The sequence below is a fragment of the Ginsengibacter sp. genome, assembly GCF_057362405.1.
Genome location: NZ_JBMQQG010000169.1, coordinates 20,383 through 35,992, shown reverse-complemented (window position 1 = coordinate 35,992; position 15,610 = coordinate 20,383). Strand labels below are relative to the sequence as shown.

The window sequence follows — 15,610 nt, the reverse complement described above, 5'->3', positions numbered from 1 at the left end:
ATTTTTATTGGGTTTGTGCAAATAGCGTTTGTTGAATAATTGATAAAACAATTAAGCGTTGGCAATTAAAAACATATACGCCAAACCTGCAAGCACCAATAATACTGACAATGCGGTTATATAATTAGCTGCTTTTGTTCTGCGGCAGATGGAGACAACAAATCCGCAGGCCATAATTAATAAGCCTGCCCATACAAGATTTATATATGGAAAAACGTATGCTTTAAGTGTGATAAAATCTGTAAGAACTTCGGATTCTTTAACGCCAATCTTAAATTTTTTGTCGGCAGTAAGGCCGGCAAGGTTCAAATAAAGGTTCTGCCTCGCAAGCGTATCATCAATAAAATTAATTTGTTGATTGGTGATAGTGAGAGCAGGGTAAGCTTTAATTTTTGAGCCATCGTTGGCATACACGGTAATGTCACCAACCAATGCCGTATCATTCGGGGAGAAATGAAATCTCCCGCTATCCGGATTTTTAAGAACATTATTTAATACCAAATACCCTTTGGAATAAAATGCTGTATCATTAATGCCCATGTCATGAATCTTAAATTGAGCAGTATCAGCAGAATTATTTTTAACAGATGTTGTGGAGATGTACGTGAAGATATCGTGTGTGAAATAATGTCTCGTTCCCGGGTTAGAACTAAGGTTATTATCCCTCATTTGATAGACATCTTCGGTAAGCGTAAAATCTTCCTTTGCTTTATTAGTTACACTGTCCGTCTTCTTAAAATGAATATTGTAGAAAACACGGGTTTTCTCCAGCCCGTTTGAGTCGCCTACATAGGTAACCATATAAGGCCCCATAGGTGTAGGAACACCCTTCACAAGCGTGAGATTTTCCATTGGATCATTCGGCTCTCTTCCGGTAGGATCCTTGTCAAAAGGAAGAAACAGTCCTGTTTTGCTATTATCGCTAATAACTTGTTTGTTACCGGAAGAAATAAGCATTCCCGCTATCATTAAAGCAAATCCAAGGTGAGCTATTGCAGCACCACCTGCTTTTAAATTCCCCCTTAAAACTGTTTTTAAATAGGCTCCATTTGCAATTACAGAAAATATACAGGCAAATAAGGCTAAATAAATGGCAATCAGGAAACCAGGACCTTTTTTTGTAAATTCTATCGGGTAAAAAAAGGCCATTAACACAGAAATTAATGTGGCAGCTACAAGGGGTAATGCCATTTTCTTTATAAGGTATTTTCTATCTGTATTCTTATATTTCAGGTACTGCGATAAAGCGGTAAGTAAACCTATTATAAATGCCACCAAGACCAATACTTTATTGTAGGTAAATTCCCTGTCTTGCGGATCGGCATATTTTGTTCCGAAAACTTTGTTATAAACAGGTAACGAGGTTATGGCAATTATAAATAACGCTGCAAGGAAAAAAATGAGTGAACCGATAAACATCCAGAATTCTCTTGATGAAATATTTTCTTCTTTTTGTATAGAAGGAATTTTTTTATATCGAACTGCAAAAAGCACCAGCATGGGCAGGGATATGGCAATTACATAAATGCCAATTAACACGTTCATTGCAAACCCGGCTTCGGTGAAAGAATGTACGGAAGTATCACCCAGGATACCGGTACGGGTTAAAAAAGTTGAATACAAAACAAAAAAGTAACCGAGAATAATAAAGAAATAAGAAGCTCTTAATGCGTTACCCGTTGAATTATAAACTGCCATGCAATGCAGCCCGGAAATTAAAATCATCCACGGCACTAAAGCAGCATTTTCCACCGGATCCCAAGCCCAATAACCGCCAAAAGATAAAGATTCATAGGCCCATTTTCCACCCATCATAATACCAACTCCAAGCACACAACAGCTAAACAATGTCCAGGGAAGTGCAGGCTTTACCCAACTGGTGAGATCTTTTGAGCTTAGAGAGGAATAAGCAAAACCTAACGGAACAATCGTACTTGCAAATCCTAAAAACAGGATGGGTGGGTGAATAACCATCCAGTAATTTCTTAATAAGACATTTAAGCCTATACCGTCTTTTATAAATGATAAATAATTCGACTGGCTAAATATGGGGCCATTGATTTCGTTTCGTGTTAATACAAAGGGACTGCTCCCAATGCGGGTATCTCCAATATAAATACCTACAATCATTATTAGCAAAACAAATTGTGCCAACGTCAGGATTGATAGAATAGGAGCTTCTCTTTTTTTACTCGTGAAGATCAGAATACTTCCCAAAACACAATGCCACAGAGACCACAAGATAAAACTGCCCTCCTGGCCTTCCCAAATACACGCCAACAAATATCTCGGCTCCAGCTCTTTGGAAGCATGCTTATATGCATAGAGATATTCAAAATAATGATGAGAACATAAATAATAAATGGTAATAAATACCGTAACCAAAGATGCAAACTGTATAAAAAAAGCGCCGCGGGCAAAAAGTATCCAAGGACGTTTTTCAAATTCGTTTTTAGTTGCCGAAGCGTAGAAATAAGCTATTGATGAAACCAGGGAAGCTACAAAGGCAAGCAATACAAAAAAATGTCCAACCTGGCCTGGCAATAAGTGTTCACCTTCAAACTTCATGGTGCGGTTTAGTATTGTGAGACAGTTTTTTCCAGTTGTTTTTTATCATCCTTATATTTTGAAGGGCATTTTAATAAAATGTTATCACATTCAAAGACATTTCCTTCCATTTTTCCTTTCAAAACAACACGGTCACTTTGTTCCAGTTCAGCAGGTTTTGTGTTATGATAAATTACCTGGGTGCTTCCTCCAAGACTGTCCGTAGCATAAAATGAAAGATAATTGGGATCCTTTATCGCATCATATTGTATAGGCTTCGACTTATCGAGTCGTGCAATCAGGTGAACATATTTTCCGGGTTTTGCTTTTGCGGAACTTATCGTGTCATAAGTTGAAAAGTCAACCGAATACATCAGCAAAACTCCTATTGCTGCTGCTATGGCTACCAAAATAATGATGCTGGAAGTTTTCATAAATTTTTATAAGCTGCAAATCTAATTTAAAATGGCAACAATATTTTTATAAAATTGATGAGGTTAATCATAATACTAAGTGATGCTAATCAGCCGTTAAATTGTGAAACTGAATTCTGATTCAAAGCCATTATCATTGGTGATTATATTATCTTTGCACCCTTAAAAAAATTTACCCGCTTCTATGACCGATTTATCAAAGTTTGATCCCAATTGCGTAGGCAATCCCAACAATAATATTTTTGGCCTTCCTTTTACTGAAGAAGATGCTGCGGTGGTACTGCTTCCGGTTCCATGGGAAGTGACCGTAAGTTATACGGCGGGCACTGCAAGAGCGGCCGAACACATCGCCAAAGCGAGCCTGCAAGTGGATCTGATTGATACTGATGTGCAGGATGGTTGGAAGGAAGGATTTTACATGCGTGATGTAGACAAGAAAGTTTTAATGAAGAGCGATTACCTGCGTAAAGAAGCCGAGCTTTTCATCAATTACATTTGCCAGGGAGATGAGGTGATAGATAGTAAGTTTATGTGTAAGATTTTAAAAGAAGTAAATGAAGGAAGCGAATTTTTAAATAGCTGGGTTTATGAGCAGACCAAGGAACTGCTTGATAGCGGAAAATTGGTAGGAGTTGTTGGTGGCGATCATAGTACTCCTTTAGGTTTTTTTAAAGCAGTTGCAGAAAAATATGGTGATTTTGGAATTCTGCAAATCGATGCGCATTGCGACCTTCGTAAGGCTTACGAAAATTTTAAATATTCTCATGCCTCTATCATGTATAACGCGTTGGAAGAAATTCCGGAATTAACCAAACTAGTGCAGGTAGGGATCAGGGATTATTCGCCCCTGGAATATGAATATATAAAAAACAGCAACGGCAGGGTAGTTACTTTTTTTGATAAATATATTAAAGAACAAATTTTTGAAGGCGCATCGTGGAAACAAGTAGTTGATGATATTGTAAGCAAGCTGCCGCAACAAGTGTATATTAGTTTTGATATTGATGGCCTTGATCCTAAATTATGTCCCCACACCGGAACTCCCGTCCAGGGCGGATTTGAGACGGAACAGATTTTTTATCTTTTCAGGAAAGTTGCAGAAAGCGGCCGGAAATTTATAGGATTTGATTTAAATGAAGTCGGTATCAGCCCTAATGAATGGGATGAAAATGTAGGCGCAAGGGTTTTATTTAAATTGTGTAATTTAATGGTAGCTGCAAAAATTAATAGCCATGCCACAGTTTGAAATTACTCTTAAAAACTCCAAAGTAAAGTCGTATCATTTTATTGCTTTGCTCATCGTTTTTTTTAACATCGCCATCTATATCTACCTGCTTTTCTTTGATAAATATTTTTATGACGCCGCCGCATCATTTTTTCTTATTGCAATGTATTGTCTCTATAGATTTTATATTGCTAAAAAAAATAAATCCGGGTTTTTTATGGATGAGGTTGCGTTCTTCATTCTTGCCGGATGCTGGGTTGCGCTACAACATTATCCGATTGGGGGTTGTTGCTTGCTGATGGGCATTTTATATCACTATTCCCTTCAAAAATTGCAGTTTGTTTTTAATAATGTTTTTATAAAAAAAACAAACTTTCCTCCTGTTGAATATCAATGGAACCAGGTGAGCAATGTAATGTTACGCGATAGCATTCTCACATTAGATTTCAATAACAACAAACTTATTCAATTAGAAGTTGATGATGAAACCAACATCAGCGAAGTTGAATTCAACGAATTTGCACAACAGCAAATAATAAAATATTCAAATTCTGAAGAGAATCTTTACTTAAATTAATCCTGTTTGAAACATAGCCCTTACATATTGTTTTCTGATGGCAAGGGAAATATTTTTGAGGACACCTCTTTATATGCCTGTGGCAGAAGTGGGTGGGATGCAATACCTGTGGAAAAAGAGGAGTGGATTGAGTTACCCAGTGGCGGACAATTATATGAATTGCCCGGAAGACGCGGCATAGGGATTGACGTAAAAACCGGCGAAATGCGCCTCTGCCAAAGAGGATGGGCCGTTGCGGCTTTTATTCCGCCTGCATATACAGGCACATATTTGGCAGCTTATGAAACGCTACCTAATGCCGAAACACTTCCTTTGTTTTGTTATACTGCCGCCGGTTGGGAAAGCGAAAAATTTTATGTTCCTGCGGTACGCATTGAGAATGATATCAGGCAGGAGAGTGCAGGCTTTGATCAGGGAAAAATTGAAGCGGGCGTAAAGGAATATTTATCGGCGTATAAGCATAACCGTTTGGTTCAGCATTTGGCTAACAATTGTTGCCTTACCTACCATTGCCCCGCTGCCCGAAATTATTTTATGGGAAGATGGGAATGTCCTGTTCCCACTTCGCCTGCATGCAATGCAAATTGTATTGGATGTATTTCTTTTCAGCCACAGGAAGAAACAATTGTTTCTACACAGGACAGGCTCACTTTTAAACCAACCGCGGAGGAAATAATTGAATACACGGTTCCTCATTTGGAAACTGCTCCTTTTCCTATTGTAAGTTTCGGCCAGGGTTGTGAAGGTGAACCTCTTTTAATGTGGCAAACCATAAAGGAAGCCATTGCCGAAATTAGAAGACATACGCAGAAAGGAAGTATAAATATCAACACTAATGGTAGTGACCCAAAGGCAGTACAAGCCCTTTGTGAAGCAGGTTTGAACAGCATTCGAGTAAGCACCAATTCTGCAAGGGAAAAAATATATACGCCTTACTACCGTCCCAATAACTATGAATTTAACGATATCGTTGAAAGCCTTAAAGTAGTAACTAACTATAACGGATGGACGAGCATTAACTACTTCGTGTTTCCCGGCATGACCGATAGTGTTGAAGAATATGAGGCTTTAAGAAAACTTATTAAATCAACCGGATTAAAAATGATTCAATGGCGCAATTTCAATATTGATCCTGACTGGTATTTAGGAAAAATAGGAGTGACAGATACCGGTGAATGTATCGGCATTCGTCAAATGATGGAGTTAATAAGAGAAGAATTTCCTGATTTAAAATTTGGCTATTTTAATCCGTCTATGGAAAGAATAAAAGGCAATTTTGAAATGGATTATGCAAAGTAAAGGTGCTTAGAAATCTAATATAACTACTTGCTATTTAATTTGGAACTTATTTCGTTTTTTATTCGTGGATAAATTTTGGCGTATATGTTTTCCATAATGAAATTTAATTTACTTTCAAACAGATCGGATGTTGAATCTGATGACGCGATTGACGCTTTGTTGCTTTCATTCACATCATAGCCAACATCTTCTTTTACTAATAAATATTTTGCCTTAAAACTTTGCAGGCTTAAATTTTTCGATGTTATCCTTTCCTGGATATTAAAACCAAGAGTCGCATTTGCTTGAATTGTAGATTGATCAACGGTTATAGCTGGCACTATAGACGAAACATTCGAAGGGTAGGCAAACATTTGCTTGTCAGCGAATGTCCCCGGCGGATAAGGTTCATTTTCTGTTTGGCCGCCAAAGGAAGGTGCTATATAGATGGTCTTGTTATCCGTATCACTGTATGATGACTGAGGTCGGGATAAAGTTGTCGTGGTAAGTTTCGGGGCAGAAATATCCAGGCCTGTAAATTTTAAGTAAATAATCCAGTCGGGTGTCAGCCCATATTTCTGAATCTCCTTTTCGGTGTAAAATGAAATAGGTATTGGACTGTGTAGAAAGTCGTTATCAAGATTAAACGTCAACTGATCTTCAAAGAGCTCATTGCATATCTTGTTTCCTGATTCGCTCCAATAAGAATTTGAAAAATAACTGCTGTCAGGAATGAACTTAATAACAGCATTAATTGTCGTTTTTCGATTAGTGGCTACGTTGCCAGCGATTTTTGTAGATCTGCAGGAATTTAAAAGAGCAAGAAAAATCAGGGCTTGTATAATTTTTTTCACTGAAATTAATTTTATCACTCTAAAAAGTTACAAACAAATAGATGATGTTTATAACCCTGGTGTTAAATTAACTATAATTTATGGGAGACTAATTTGGATAGGTCTACTTCTCCTTGTTTAAATAATAGACCGACAGTTCCCCTGCGTCCTCTTTCGCGGCGTACGTATAATTTTTGTCTAACAGAAAATTATTTTTCAATAAAACGTTTGTGGATCGTAGATTATTTATATGGGTAAAAGCAGTTATTACTTTTAGATTCATTTTATTAAAGCCATAATCTGTAACTGTTGAAATTGCTTCCTGCATTAGTCCTTTTCCCTGGAAATCGGGATGAAGTTCATATCCAATTTCGGCCACATTATTTTCAATTGAAATATTCCACAGGCAAATAGTTCCTATTAAAGTATCCTCGTCTTTTAAAGTAATCGCCCAATAAACCGATTGATTACTTTTTACGGCACTCTGTATTTTTTCTATGAAATTTGTCGCGTCATTTATATTAGCTGATTTTGGCCGGTCAAGAAATTTATTTACTCGTTCGTCGGACCGCAATATCATAATTTCTTCAGCATCTTTTTTTGTGAGCTCCCTTAATTGCAGCCGATCTGTTCTTAACCGGGGAAATGGCGTGAATTTTAAATACAGCATAGATTTCGTTATTGATTTGTAATTTATAATTTTATAAGACAAAAATTTATAACATGAAAAAATTAATCTTAATTGCCCTGGTGCTGTTAGTTTATAATAACTCGGCATCATGCCAAAACGTTCCTTACAATGTGGTTTTCGACATAACCAATAACGAACCGGCCATTCAACAGAGGATGATCGTTTTAATAAAAGAGATTATCAATGCCAGTCCTGATGCCAAAGTAGAAGTTGTATTCTACGGAAATTCGATTGCTGTTATCGACAAAAACAAATCTGCGGTTGCTGACGACATTTCAAAACTTTCCGAAAACAAACAAGTGCAATTCAGGGCTTGTGCTATTGCTATGAAAAAACATGACATTGATGAAAGTGGGTTGGTGAGCGGCGTTGAATCCGTTCCCGACGGTATTTATGAGATTGTAAAAAAGCAAGCCGCCGGATATGGCTATATAAAGATTGTTCAATAACGTTGCCAATCGATCATAACGTTAAGTTGTTCAAAATTTGGCGAGTCGGACTTATTTTCTCTCATATTTCCAGTTCCTCGATTTTCCTTCCTTGAGCCACTCAACGGTGGTTGCAACCCTTTTGTTTTTAGTCTCCTCGGTTTTGGCTTCGTTTATCCACTCAACATATTCCCTTTTATGAGAGGGACTAAAATTATTGAAGGCAACGTTGGCCTTTTTATTTTTGAGTAATGCATTTTGTAATATCTCCGGAATTTCAATTTCCTTGCTATAATCTCTTTTTTTTCTTTCCGGCAATTTTACATCGTCATCATTTAATTTCATAGCCTCTTTTATCCATCCTATAATTTTTTTATCAGAAGGCAGATCTTTGAGACTCCTGATCTTACCCATGTGCCCCATGGCATATTCATTTTGGCTTATCATTTCCTTTGCATCTTTCATTAGCGCAGTTTTCCAAAAGCCAAACGCACAATGTTGTTTAAATGCTGCCATACTGCACATCATTCCCTTGTAATCAAAATGTGGGAATCCCCATTTAATAGTTTCCTCAACATTCGGACAAGCACTGTGAACAAGGCTTCTTAAGTGCATTAAAATTGGTTTGGCAAATTCGGCTGATTTTGATATGTAATCATCAATCCTTTTATCTTTTTGTATCATACCGTTATCCTTTAAAAAATTAAATACAAATTAATTATTTCTTTATTCAAAAAAGAATGAATGTTGAAAAGGATTTGAAGAAGACCGCGTTTTACCTGGAGACGTATGATTCCATAAAGTGAAAATATTGCCCGTATTTTTTCCGGAAAATTTTATGCCGGTTCTTAATACGCGGAGATTTAAATTTGCATGAATCAAATGGCAATAATCAAACTGCCTACGGCACTAAGAGCATTACGGTACTACAATTTCCGCTTATACTTTATTGGACAGGCCGTATCCCTTATTGGTACATGGATGCAACGAATTGCCGTTAGCTGGTTGGTATACAATCTTACGCATTCGGCATTTATGTTGGGGTTAGTTGCGTTTGCCGGGCAAATACCAGTTCTGCTTCTTTCTCCTTACGCGGGCGCTTATGTTGACCGCCATAGTCGCTATAAAACGTTACTCTTTACCCAGGTTGCTTCAATGATACAGGCCGGGCTTCTCGCAATTGTGGTTTGGCGGGGAAACTACGATGTAACTATTATTATTTTACTGAGCATTTTATTAGGATGCATCAATGCTTTTGATACCCCGTCGCGCCAGTCATTTATGATTGTGCTGGTGGAAAATAAAGAAGATCTTCCAAACGGCATTGCGCTCAATTCTTCCATGGTAACGCTGGCCCGCTTGCTGGGTCCTGCAGTCGCAGGAATATTATTGAGCAGCTATGGTGAAGATGTTTGTTTTCTCATTAACTTCTTAAGTTTCCTGGCGGTAATTATTTCATTGCTGTTTATGAAAATAAATATTCCGGTCAGACCCAAAAATACAGAGCCAATTTGGGTGGGCTTGCGGGAAGGATATAGGTACATCAAGGGCAATGTTGGCCTCCGCTCTGTAGTGTTATTAACTGCGGCTATGAGCCTGTTGGTAATGCCTTATACAACGTTGCTTCCTATTTATGCTGCATCGGTTTTTAAAGGGAATGTTACCACGTTTAGCTGGCTGAATAGTATTTCAGGATTAGGAGCATTATTGGGTGCGGTGTATATGGCTACCCGAAAACCGGGAAGCAAATACATGAGGATAATTGCCTATGCGGCTTTAATCTTTAGTGTGGGCCTTATTTTATTTTCCTACACCAAAAATCTTACGCTGGCATTAATATTTTTGATGGTGGCTGAAGGTGGACTGCTAACTGAAATCTCGGCAAGTAATACCTATGTACAAACACATGTAGATGAACACATGAGAGGAAGAGTTATCAGTTACTATGTGATGGCATTCCTTGGCATGCAGCCCATAGGCGGTCTTCTTATTGGCTCGTTGGCACATGTTACCAATGCGCCATTCACAGTAATGGCAGAAGGGGTGTGTGGCGTTACAGCAGCCTTATTGTTTATACCGGTATTGAAAAAAGTGAGAAGATCCAGAAACGCCAAAAAAGCAGTGGCTGCCTAAATTATCTTCCATTCGTATACGCCCCCCGTTAGTCGTAAATTTTTTTACATTATTTGTAGAATAATTTAGCAACAGGCGTCCTCACAAAGGTCTTTTGTAGGAAATGGAATTGCAGAAGCCTGAACCCAGCGACCTTCCTGGAGTTTGAAGTTGTAAAACTTTCCGCCCGGTTTTTTTTGCATGCAGATACAATCGGCGTCATCGGGAATTTCATTAAATGCATCAGGCGGCATAAAGCTTTTTGGTGTGGGCTTATCAACCTTTACTATTCTTTTATTTTTAGGAAGTGCTGTTTTGTTTGCTGCTGTTTTTTTTGAAGGGGCTTTCTTCCCGGGAGATTTTTTTGCCGTGATTTTTTTTGACGCGGCTTTCTTCGCGGGAGATGCTTTTGCTGTAATTTTTTTTGTTGCTGATTTCTTTGTTGCCATATTATTGAGTTAATTGAATGGTATTGACGTAGTGAAATTGTAAAGCATTGGGATCTTTAAGAATTTTATCAATATTAAAAACAAGAGGTTTATAGCCGCCTACTTTGTTGCCATCAAGATTTACAATTTTTTCAATGTTAAAAGTATTTTCCGTTGTCGGGTTTGAGGGAAAGGTGGCTGGCATGAATAGTAGCCCTTTGGTGTCTTTTTTCTTTTTATGAAGTTTTAGATAAAAATTGCCGTTGGTCTTCGCTAATGTCAATTCAGTATCAAACGTTATAAGGTTTGCCTCTTCGTCAACAATTCCGAAATAGCAGGGCGTTATGCCTGTTACTTTATTTTTTCCGTTGCGTTTCAATGAAAAAAATACAGCGCCGGTAACCGGTACTTCAATTACTTTATCTTTTTTGCTTTTTGCTGAATAAGTAAAATCATATTTCAGGATATATAGATTTTGAGAATAACCATTGACAGTCCAGTAATCAACCGAAGGAATGGTACTAACGTCATTGAGTTCAGAGTATTCAAGCAGGTCGTCATTTTCAATAAATTTTTCCCTGAATGATGAAACATATACTTCCGCAGTAGTTGCTTTTTTTGTAACCGCGTATTTAATGTAAGGCGCAACACCAAGTCCCGGTACTTCCCTAAAAAATGTTGTATTTAGATTTTTATTGAGCTCGAAAGGTATCCGTTGCTCCAGGCAGCCGGTCAGGGCAACGATGATAACTGCAGCAAATAATATTTTTTTATAGTTTAACATGGTTCATATTATTATAAGTGCCGCCGATGTAAAAACGATTAATATCATTATTAGGATGCAAAGGGTAACGCAGCATGGTATGGATAATCTCCTGCAACCCAAAAACTCTTCCTGATTTGGCACTGCGTAAAGAGCCCATTACGCCGGCGTCTACTGCATATCCCTGTCCTAAAAATATCTTCAGATTATAGGCAGACGTATTGAAGGCAGGCGCCACTCGTCGCCTGCTTCTTATCACGTCAGAATCATCAGCATTGTAGTTGGGAATGTTGATGCCGATAAGATTTGATAATTCATATAACAGTGGCGAGTACCCTGTGAACTGATCAAAACTAAATTCGGCAATGTTATAATTTTTATGATTGTGAATATAAACACCGAATCCGCCCGTCCACCACCTGTCGAAATTATCAGCCAACGGAAGAAAGGTAAATGGAATAGCCCCATCATTATAATAATTAATGGTAAAATCGGGAGCCGAAAAAGATACAGAGCCAACGATCTGGTTACGCCGGTGATTATTCAAAATAAAATTGGTGCTCAGGTAAGCCCCATATTTTTTACTGGTAGCGATATTATAGAAGGAACCTGTGTTTAGGGTTTTAAAAAATTTTGTGTAACTGAGCTGTTTCCCCCAGGTACTTCCAACGCTGAAAGTATTTGTAAAATCAACCTGCAGATCGCCGGTTAACGGGTTTAAGTTTGCGCCAAGGCTTTTTGTATAAATGGATACAGAAGGCCCGTAATTAACAGAGAAATTATTTTTATACACACCGTTAGCAATAAACGCAGCATATAATCTCAGCCCCGGAAAAGTTTGCGATTTCCCGTAAGTAAAATTAAGATTACAGCCAAAATTGAAATAGCCGTTGTAGTTCCAGTTGGGTTGCGATACCGAAGACTTGGCTGTAATAAGAAATACGATAATGAAAAAATACGTAAAGAATATTTTCATCTTTGGGTTATAAGAATATAAATATAATTCTTACGACTGAATAATAAAAGTGATGGAATAATTACCACTATTATACTCGCAAGGGGTAAATTAGTGAACTTTCAAGTTAAATGATTCATGGTTTTTGTCCTCTGTGCAGTGTATCAATTGCCACTAACTTTAGTTAGTGGAGTTGTGATTGTAGTTCCCCCGCTTTAGCCAAAATTAAAAGATTATGCACTGTACAACTGCAAAGACGAATAGGTATTGGCTAAAGCCTTTGAATGCCTTTTATAATTCCACGGGTTAAAACCCGTGGCAATTGAACCGTGGCATTATCTTATAATTCTCAAAGGGAAAATCAGGTAGTTTATCAAGATAAATCATTCACTATTTTACCCCTTGCAAACTATAATTACCGCAAATAACTTGCTGCGCATTATTCAACGGCAGTTATCCTTGCAGCCCATCCGCCGCCCGGCGCCAGGTGAATCTTCATTTTATCATTCGCAGTCACTTTTATTATTTCTTTTTTATAGTCAGTTGCATCCCGATCTGCGTTTATGCCATCTTTAAAAATTTCAGCTTCGTAATTTCCATTATTTAAAAAGGAGAAATCTAACGTAAGATCCCGTTCATCCCAACTGGTCATTGCACCAACATACCACGCATTATTTTTCTCCCTTGCTATAGCAACGTAATCACCTACTTCGGCTGCCAAAGGAACGGTTTTATCAAATGTAGTTGGAACCTTTGCGATAAAATCAGTGCATTCCTGTTCTTTCATATAAGCAGTAGGATTATCGGCCAGCATTTGTAATGGCGCAAAAAATACTACATACATTGCTAGCTGGTGACATCTCGTTCCCTGGCTCATCGGCATAGAGTTATTGGGTACAAAACCACTTTTAGTTGCATTGCGCATGGCGCCCGGCGTGTAATCCATCGGGCCCGCAACCATCCGGATGAAAGGCAGCGACACATCATAATGCGGCACATCGTCATGAGGCGTCCACTTCACATTTTCCATTCCCTTAACTCCTTCCATATTCACAACGTTTGGGTAAGTTCTTTGCAATCCGGTAGGTTTAAACATTCCATGATAATCCACGATCATTTTATAGTCAGCCGCTTTTTTTGCAATAGCGTATAATGATGAAACCATCTTCTGGTCGTCGCGATCCATGAAATCTATCTTAAAACCTTTTACTCCCATAGCTGAATATTTTTCAAATACAGCATCCATTTTCGAATTAACAGCATACCAGCCAGCCCATAAAATAATACCTACATTTTTTTGTTTTCCATAATCAATTATTTCCTGCAGATTTATTTTGGGCGATATATCCATTAAATCTAAATCATTGCTCCAGCCTTCGTCTAATATTACGTACTCAAGTTTATTAGCCGATGCAAAATCAATGTAATACTTGTACGTTTCCGTATTTACGCCCGCCCTGAAATCAACATGGCTTATGTTCCAGTCGTTCCACCAATCCCAGGCAACTTTTCCCGGTTTAATCCATGATGGGTCTGCAATCCGCGAGGGCGAGGCTAACTTTTGTACCATATCATTATCCAGTAACGAAGTATCATTATTACTGATGATGACTACCCTCCAGGGAAAACTGCGTGTACCGTTGACCGTTGCAATATAGTCTGCCCGTTTGCTTACCATTGTATTTAGCATGTGGTAGCCGCCTTGCTTTTCTTCAAGCGGGTAGGGGGCGAAAACCCCGCTAAGGCTTTTATCCGTTTTGTCATTAACCTTTACAAACATTCCCGGGTAATCTTCAAGATCAGCTTCCGTTATTACCGCTTTTTTTTGATTGCCCAAATCAATCATAATGGGTAAAAATCCCAATGTGTCTTTTGAATATTGGGAAATATTTTTTTCGGTATACAAAGCTTCAAATGATTGAATGTATTGCTCCTTTCCGCGAAAGTCTCTAACGAACGGGATAAAGCATTTGTAATCCTGGTCAAAATTAAAATTGGTTGTTTCGTCTACAATGGTTATTTGCCCTTTCTTTTTTGTAAAGAAGCGATAGGCAACGCCATCATTGTATGCCCTGAAAATGATCCCGTAATCTCCTTTACAATTTAAAGTTAGCTGGTTGTACACATCCGGAACTGTATCTTTAATGTAATCGATAGCTTTGAATGACGTATTTACTTTTTCTGTTTTTGCAGAAGTGATTTTTACGTTCCCGCCCAGTACTTCGCCGGTTTGCAATTGCATGGAAATAACAGATGGGGCAATAACTTCGGTTGAATTATTACTTACCGACCATTCTAACGAAGCGCCTGCCTCAATCTTTATAAGGTTGTTTCCGTTAGGTGAGGTTAGTTGATAAGTTTTGTTCTTTTGAGCGAACGTTGCTGATACAATAAAAGCCAACAGCAAAGTCAAATTGGTTCTTAGAAATTTCATTGGTTTATTTTTTATTTAATTAGTCCTGCACACCTGCACTAATTGTTTCGCCTCGAAATTAATTTTTCGTCGTTGTACAAGAAAATATTTCATCGGCTATAGTTGATGATTCAGGCATTCTATTTAATCTTGAGTTACCATTAATGGCGTAAGAATAAGAATTATTCTTAACAGTGTGCAGGGGATTTTTTTATTTATAGAAATAAAAAATGAATTAGATAAAAAAGTACCACGATACGTAACTATACAACCGATGCCTGGTTTACGATAATAAAGTTGATAAGGTCATCTAGTGCAACTCCCGCACGGGTGCATGCATCATTTATTTCGTCTCTCGACACATTTGCCGCGAAGGACTTTTCTTTCAGGCGTTTTTTTACACCCTTTAATTCCATCCCGTTATAACCTTCAGGCCGCATCAAGGAATACGCATGTATGAGGCCGGACAGCTCATCAAAAGCATATAACATCTTGTCCATTTTTGTACGGGGTTCTACGCCGAAATGATTAGGGCCGTGCGAAGCGATGGCGTGGATAATTTCTGGATCAACATTTCTGTATTCAAGTTCTTCAATTATTTTCCGGCAATGTAATTCGGGCCATTGATCCCAGTCCGCATCGTGCAGCAACCCCGCTATCTCCCAATTCCATTGCCCTTTCTCATCAAGGTGTTCTTTGTCGGCCGCCCAGGTTTTCATTAAATGAGCTACCTGTTTCATGTGCAATTTCAAACGTGGATTTATTACCCATTCATTAAACAACGCTTCTGCCTCAACCGGCGATAAATTATTGCCTTTATTACAAGGATTTCCAAATTGTGTTCTATTTATTTGTAAGGACATAAAATTTTTATACAAACCTAAAACTTATATAAAACAAAATGGGCTAATAAATTTATATCTCAT

The 15,610-nt window shown here is 38.1% G+C and carries 15 protein-coding genes; 5 read left to right on the top strand and 10 right to left on the bottom strand.

Going from position 1 to position 15,610, the window contains the following annotated elements; translation table 11 throughout:
• Window positions 1-51: 51 nt before the first annotated feature.
• Together ccsA and ACO1O5_RS14060 are read right to left on the bottom strand one after the other, a co-directional pair.
• A complete protein-coding gene (ccsA, locus tag ACO1O5_RS14065; protein ID WP_486271252.1) occupies window positions 52-2,568 on the bottom strand; it encodes a cytochrome c biogenesis protein CcsA in 2,517 nt (838 codons plus the stop codon).
• 8 nt (window positions 2,569-2,576) lie between these two features.
• The gene (locus ACO1O5_RS14060; RefSeq protein ID WP_486271251.1) at window positions 2,577-2,981 is read right to left on the bottom strand and encodes a cytochrome c maturation protein CcmE domain-containing protein; all 405 of its coding nucleotides are present in this window, start codon (window positions 2,979-2,981) and stop codon (window positions 2,577-2,579) included.
• Between the two features lie 184 nt (window positions 2,982-3,165).
• On the opposite strand from ACO1O5_RS14060, the gene ACO1O5_RS14055 reads away from it, so the two are divergent.
• The 3 genes from ACO1O5_RS14055 to ACO1O5_RS14045 are packed head-to-tail and all read left to right on the top strand — an operon-like array spanning window position 3,166 to window position 6,082.
• On the top strand, window positions 3,166-4,227 hold the full coding sequence (locus ACO1O5_RS14055) for an agmatinase family protein (RefSeq protein ID WP_486271250.1): 1,062 nt from the start codon (window positions 3,166-3,168) through the stop codon (window positions 4,225-4,227).
• On the top strand, window positions 4,214-4,783 hold the full coding sequence (locus ACO1O5_RS14050; RefSeq protein ID WP_486271248.1) for a hypothetical protein: 570 nt from the start codon (window positions 4,214-4,216) through the stop codon (window positions 4,781-4,783). Before ACO1O5_RS14055 ends, ACO1O5_RS14050 begins: the two co-directional genes overlap by 14 nt.
• A gap of 6 nt (window positions 4,784-4,789) precedes the next feature.
• Entirely contained in the window at window positions 4,790-6,082 is a 1,293-nt protein-coding gene (locus ACO1O5_RS14045) for a radical SAM family protein (RefSeq protein WP_486271246.1), read from the top strand.
• A gap of 23 nt (window positions 6,083-6,105) precedes the next feature.
• Here ACO1O5_RS14045 and ACO1O5_RS14040 read toward each other — a convergent pair whose 3' ends face one another.
• Together ACO1O5_RS14040 and ACO1O5_RS14035 are read right to left on the bottom strand one after the other, a co-directional pair.
• Complete coding sequence (locus tag ACO1O5_RS14040) at window positions 6,106-6,915, bottom strand: hypothetical protein (protein WP_486271244.1); 810 nt, start codon at window positions 6,913-6,915, stop codon at window positions 6,106-6,108.
• Between the two features lie 103 nt (window positions 6,916-7,018).
• Window positions 7,019-7,564, bottom strand: a complete 546-nt coding sequence (locus tag ACO1O5_RS14035) for a GNAT family N-acetyltransferase (RefSeq protein WP_486271242.1) — start codon at window positions 7,562-7,564, stop codon at window positions 7,019-7,021.
• Window positions 7,565-7,617: 53 nt separating this feature from the next.
• Between ACO1O5_RS14035 and ACO1O5_RS14030 the strand changes: the two genes are divergently transcribed.
• On the top strand, window positions 7,618-8,034 hold the full coding sequence (locus ACO1O5_RS14030) for a DsrE family protein (protein ID WP_486271240.1): 417 nt from the start codon (window positions 7,618-7,620) through the stop codon (window positions 8,032-8,034).
• A 51-nt stretch (window positions 8,035-8,085) separates the two neighbouring features.
• Here ACO1O5_RS14030 and ACO1O5_RS14025 read toward each other — a convergent pair whose 3' ends face one another.
• Window positions 8,086-8,697, bottom strand: coding sequence for a YdeI/OmpD-associated family protein (locus tag ACO1O5_RS14025; RefSeq protein WP_486271238.1), 612 nt, complete (start codon window positions 8,695-8,697; stop codon window positions 8,086-8,088).
• Between the two features lie 198 nt (window positions 8,698-8,895).
• Between ACO1O5_RS14025 and ACO1O5_RS14020 the strand changes: the two genes are divergently transcribed.
• Window positions 8,896-10,146, top strand: a complete 1,251-nt coding sequence (locus tag ACO1O5_RS14020) for an MFS transporter (RefSeq protein WP_486271236.1) — start codon at window positions 8,896-8,898, stop codon at window positions 10,144-10,146.
• A 65-nt stretch (window positions 10,147-10,211) separates the two neighbouring features.
• On the opposite strand, the gene ACO1O5_RS14015 is transcribed toward ACO1O5_RS14020, so the two are convergent.
• From ACO1O5_RS14015 to ACO1O5_RS13995, 5 genes are all read right to left on the bottom strand, one after another.
• Window positions 10,212-10,574: a hypothetical protein gene (locus ACO1O5_RS14015; RefSeq protein WP_486271234.1), complete on the bottom strand. Its 363-nt coding sequence runs from the start codon at window positions 10,572-10,574 to the stop codon at window positions 10,212-10,214.
• A gap of 1 nt (window position 10,575) precedes the next feature.
• Window positions 10,576-11,337 carry a lipoprotein gene (locus ACO1O5_RS14010; protein ID WP_486271232.1) on the bottom strand — a complete coding sequence of 254 codons (762 nt, stop codon included), beginning with the start codon at window positions 11,335-11,337 and terminating at the stop codon, window positions 10,576-10,578.
• Window positions 11,324-12,292, bottom strand: coding sequence for a polymorphic toxin type 23 domain-containing protein (locus tag ACO1O5_RS14005; protein WP_486271230.1), 969 nt, complete (start codon window positions 12,290-12,292; stop codon window positions 11,324-11,326). Before ACO1O5_RS14005 ends, ACO1O5_RS14010 begins: the two co-directional genes overlap by 14 nt.
• A 418-nt stretch (window positions 12,293-12,710) precedes the next feature.
• Window positions 12,711-14,705 (bottom strand): retaining alpha-galactosidase, encoded by a 1,995-nt coding sequence (locus tag ACO1O5_RS14000; RefSeq protein WP_486271229.1) that lies wholly within the window; start codon window positions 14,703-14,705, stop codon window positions 12,711-12,713.
• Window positions 14,706-14,947: 242 nt separating this feature from the next.
• Window positions 14,948-15,547 carry a hydrolase gene (locus tag ACO1O5_RS13995; RefSeq protein WP_486271227.1) on the bottom strand — a complete coding sequence of 200 codons (600 nt, stop codon included), beginning with the start codon at window positions 15,545-15,547 and terminating at the stop codon, window positions 14,948-14,950.
• Window positions 15,548-15,610 lie beyond the last annotated feature (63 nt).